Source organism: Stappia sediminis (genome assembly GCF_009826895.1).
Classification (GTDB): Bacteria; Pseudomonadota; Alphaproteobacteria; order Rhizobiales; family Stappiaceae; genus Hongsoonwoonella; species Hongsoonwoonella sediminis.
The window spans coordinates 1-4,652 of sequence record NZ_WUMV01000016.1; the positions used below are offsets into that span (position 1 = coordinate 1).

General features: G+C 55.8%; 3 protein-coding genes. 1 reads left to right on the forward strand and 2 read right to left on the reverse strand.

Features of this window, described 5'->3' with window-relative positions; genetic code table 11:
- Positions 1-403: 403 nt before the first annotated feature.
- Positions 404-3,034: a DEAD/DEAH box helicase family protein gene (locus GR183_RS21580; protein WP_160777761.1), complete on the forward strand. Its 2,631-nt coding sequence runs from the start codon at positions 404-406 to the stop codon at positions 3,032-3,034.
- 184 nt (positions 3,035-3,218) lie between these two features.
- Here the strand turns inward: GR183_RS21580 and GR183_RS21585 are convergent, their stop codons facing one another.
- Both GR183_RS21585 and GR183_RS21590 read right to left on the reverse strand, forming a co-directional pair.
- The gene (locus GR183_RS21585) at positions 3,219-3,560 is read right to left on the reverse strand and encodes a hypothetical protein (RefSeq protein ID WP_160777762.1); all 342 of its coding nucleotides are present in this window, start codon (positions 3,558-3,560) and stop codon (positions 3,219-3,221) included.
- Positions 3,560-4,198: a recombinase family protein gene (locus tag GR183_RS21590; protein ID WP_160777763.1), complete on the reverse strand. Its 639-nt coding sequence runs from the start codon at positions 4,196-4,198 to the stop codon at positions 3,560-3,562. Before GR183_RS21590 ends, GR183_RS21585 begins: the two co-directional genes overlap by 1 nt.
- Positions 4,199-4,652: the final 454 nt, after the last annotated feature.

Genomic DNA, 4,652 nt, shown 5'->3' on the forward strand with positions numbered 1-4,652 from the left:
ATGGCGCACCCGACAGGCATCTGAGTCACTGGTGAGTTGAACGATTCCAATATGTTAGCTCGCCATTGCCACGTGTCAAACGGGTTGACTGGTCTACCCTTTGGTCATTCGTTCTAGAGCGATTTTAAGTCTTCATAGACTGAGGGATTGAGGGCGTTGGCCGGTTATCCGTGGTGGGCTCCCTAATTTGGTTATCAAGCAATTGTATTTGACATGGCGAATAATATTGACTTTCGAGGGGCCAAATTGGCATCATAAATAGAGATAGACAATTAATGTCTATCAACATCTGGCGGATGCTGAACTTTTATCGATTGCTTTAGTTCACTGCAGTGGAAAAAATTCGCGAAGAACCCGTGGGGGACCGCCAGCCCTCGCGGGTTTTATTATTTGATAGGATATTATGAACTGTTATTACTTTGATGCCCTGTGCGGGGCGGGCAAAACGCACGCCGTGGCAAAATATGCGGTCAGATGCGCTTCCCGCGGCGCCAATGTTCTCTTCGTCCAGCCGACAAAGAATCTGATCGCGGCGACGCTTGCCAATGAATTGGCCGATATCCCCGATACGGTCCATGTGAAGGCAATCCATGGCGACAACTCAAAGCGGGTCCTTGCCGATATTGTTAATTACTTCCGGAACCCTGACCCCGATGACCGACCAAACGGGCAGATCTTGTTGATCTCACACAAGGCGTTTCTGGATGTGCCATACCTTCAAAACCGGCAGGACTGGATTTTGTTGATGGATGAGGTTCCGCAGGCCGATGTGTTTGAGGAACTGAGCCTGCCGGAGACATATGACCTTCTCACGGCGCATCTTGAGATCGACAGGAGTGGACCGTCTTACGGCATGCTCACGGCACGGCCACCCGAATGTCGAGGGGCCATGTCTCTGAACAAGATCGCGCGGAATAAGAACAATGACGATGTCTGGGCGCTGTTTGGCGGGCTTGCAAGACGTATCAAGTCCGACGATTGGGATGTTTACGCCGCTCACCGGCAATATCAGAACCTCATTCAATCGGCAGGACCGGCAGAAGGGCGGCTCCTGCAAACCTATTCGCTCCTGCAGCCGTCCATTTTTGCAGACTTCAAAAAGGTCATCCTCGCCGGGGCGTGTTTTAAGGAGACGCTGCTCCACCAGCTTTGGTCTGCAAAGGGAGTGCAGTTCCGGCCGGTTGAAGAGACACTATCGCGCAGCCTGCGCTATCAGACGCATGGCAACGGGGCGCTGATCGATATTTATTATGCCAGTGACGAGGAGTGGTCGAAGAATTACAGAGACAAGCCGTTGGAAGATGACGGCAATCACATCCAGCTTTTTGATCATATTGTCGCAGCGGTGAAGACGGAGATCGGTTCAGACCCTCTGCTTTGGCTGGCGAACAAAGATATTCCGGACAGCCTCTTTGACAGCGCCCTCCATGCCCGTCTGCCGAACACGCCGCATGGGCTCAATAATTATCAAGACTTCCATAACGTTGCGATCTTCAGCGCGCTGAATCCGCCGCCTGCGCATTTTGGCTTTTTGGCCACGCAAGGCGTGGACGGGAACGCGGTTCGAACCGGGCATTATCGGTATGCTGTCTATCAGGCGGTGGTGCGTAGTTCGATCCGTAATCCAGATGACAAGACGCCCAAGCGTGTCTTTGTGATGGACCGTTCGACGGCCGATTGGTTGGCCAAGCTGTTTCCCGGAGCCCGTGTTTCCCCGCTTAAGGGCGTGACGAAGGCCCCGCAAAAGCTGAAGGGCGGGCGGCGACGCAAGCACACTTGCGATGCCGATAAAACGGCGGCCAGCCGCAAGAGGAAAAAACAGGAGCTGTTACAAGGGCTCAATGCTCTCAACGGCCTGTCGGTCGCCGAGATCGACTACCAGCGATTCCTTGGCGCAAAAGACCTGCAGGCGGCTTCGGCCGCCGAAAGGCCAGACCCAGAAAGCCGTTACGATTGTTCCTTTAAGAAAGGTCGTTTTGTAACACCAACTCATCCCCCCTTCTGCCTTCCCTCCCAAACTGCCGAGTCCCAAGGCACCGTTTTTGCGCACAAATATGCCAAATCGCCTTTGGTCGATGCAGGTGGGGTTAAGGCGGAGGAGGAAGAGTTCATTACGTTCTTGCGCGAGCTACACGCTAGACCCCTCCCGAAGGAGAAGGCCGGGCTCTTCACCCCGACGACCTTCGATCCGGACAAGTCCAAGGACACCAACCGCGGACTGGCTAACGTCGAATACATTCGCGGCATCTGGCTCGACAACGACGGTGGCGACCTCAGCCACGAGGATTTTGCAAACCTTTTGCCGCACCTTCGGATCGTGGTCTGGAACACCGCCTCCTCGACAGCCCTAGCTCCCCGGTGGCGAGCCTTCATCCCGACAAGCTGCGCCATGACGCTTGATGTGCACAAAGTCATTCTTCAGCAGATCGAGCGCATTCTGCAGCGTGCAGGCTATTGGCGGCCCAAGGATCTTGAGAACAATCCGCGGATCAAGTCACGGAAGCTGCACGGCTTCGACACATCGAAGTTCAATGCCTCCAGCCTGTTCTATCTGCCGGTTCAGGCGGCCGATCCAAAGGATTCCTTCTTCGTCGATTACGATGGCCCCCATCGAAGCGAGTTGGATATCTATGCATGGATCGAGCAGTGCATCATCGATCTCTGCCCGGAAGAGGAGAAAGCCGCATTCCTCGCCGTAGACCGGCTGAAGAATGAAGCCCTACGAAAGCAACTGCAGAGCCTCAAGCAACATGCGGCTGGCGCAAGGCACGGCAAACTCTCCGAAGCACAGCGGGCAGAACGGGTCGAACGATATTGCGAAGATTGGCGCAGAGCCTTGCGCGGTGAAGGCCACCGGGAGTTCTTCCGCCTCGCTGCCCGGCTCTATCGCCTCGGCCTGTCGACCTGCGAGGTTGAGACCAATCTTCGAACAGAGCTCATCTATGCCAACTCGAAGGACAAGCGCCGCAGGGAGATCCCCGGCATCCTCAAGAAGCTGCCCAAGCTCGGAACATTCAAAGTGCCGACGCTCTAAAATTGCACGCAACCTGCAACAACATCATGCAGGCCGGGGAGGAAGCTTCCCGGCTTGCACAGGCTGCAGCCGCCTCATGCAGACGTCAGACCGGGGCCCGGCAATGTCACAGGATATTCGACCGCCTGCTTCTCCAACGTATTCTTTGCCAACTGGCACGCATGCGCGCGCGGAATGTCCCGGCTCATATATGCTTCAGCGCGGCCTTAAAGGCCGCAACATCTTCATCAAGCCATCCGTCTCCGAGATGCCAGAAGTCGAGCAGAGCCTCCCGGTTCAGGCTCACCCACCGAAAGACGTCAGGGGCCATCCGCTCGACGATCTCTTCCGGCAGACTTGAGGACAGAATATGGGGCGGTTCCGAGATCGAGATGGCGAGGAAGGGTTCAGCATTGCCCGTCCGGAGCGCATATCGCACCTGAGGGACCAACTCTCGGACCTTGGTGGAGATCGTGACAACACCATCAATACCGCTTTGCTGCGAAGACAGGTTCGCCTGCTCAAAAACGGTATCATCATCGGGCATCATACGGATCTCGCCTCGACATCCGGTGACGTCGACAGCTTGTTGGCCGCGATGTCCATCTCGCTCTTTATCCGGCTAATGGTCGACGGCGAGATACCAAGGGCTTTTGCCGTTGCGCGGACACCTTGTCCTTCCTCAATGGCTTTGCGGATCGCTCTCATCTTGTGCGGCGGCACAGGTGGGCGGCCAAGCCGGGTGCCCTTTTCCGCGGTTCGGCGAAGCCCGGCAACCACCCGTGACCGGATCATCTCGCGCTCGAATTCGCTGAAGACGCTCAGCATCTGGAACAACATGCGGCCCGATGGCGTGGACGTATCCAGCCCTTGTTTGTGCAAATAAAGATCGACCTTCCGGCTTCGGATCTCGTCCAGAAAGCCGATAAGATCGCGCAGGGATCTTCCCAAACGATCGGCACTCCATGCCGCGATGAGATCAAACTCCTTGCGTGCAACCCCCTTCAGCAATGCATCGAAGCCCGGCCGTTGATCGCGGCCCTTCGCACCCGAGACGCCTTCATCGATGAACGTCGCGACAATCGTCCAGCCGAGTCGCTCGCCGATCTCCTGCAGATCACGAAGCTGGTTCTCGACCGTCTGGTTCTTGTCCGTGCTCACACGCGCATAAATCGCTGTTCTCATACCCCCAGCGTCTCATGGATCGCCCAACTGTCAACAAAACAGATGTTTTTGAAACATCCAAAACCACAGTCCCGAAACCGCAGAAAACAGCCGTTCTCAGAACAAGGAAATCAAAGGGTTTTTGAAACACTCCGCAAGAGGCGAATAGGGGAGAGGGAGGGATGAGAACTGAGCGCAGGCGCGCGGGAAACCTCTAGGGGTGCGCGGGAAACCTCTAGGACTGCAAATCTCTCTCATTTGCCAATTTACCGGCAGAAAATCCTGAAAACCGTCGCGCGGGATACAAGGCATTGACGAAAAATCATGTCACGCATCTCTGCGTAGGGGCTTCAAGCGCTGTTTTGGTCGCTGGGTCGCCATCGATAAACTCGAAAGCGCGCGGGATACCTCTAGGGGCCGACATAGGGGCGCGCGGGATCAGTAATCCCAATCATTAAGCCGCTCTTTGCTGCGA

Coding starts and splice junctions, on each gene's coding strand:
- GR183_RS21590 (WP_160777763.1), bottom strand. CDS start 4,198: ATGAGAACAGCGATTTATGCGCGTGTGAGCACGGACAAGAACCAGACG.
- GR183_RS21580 (WP_160777761.1), top strand. CDS start 404: ATGAACTGTTATTACTTTGATGCCCTGTGCGGGGCGGGCAAAACGCAC.
- GR183_RS21585 (WP_160777762.1), bottom strand. CDS start 3,560: ATGCCCGATGATGATACCGTTTTTGAGCAGGCGAACCTGTCTTCGCAG.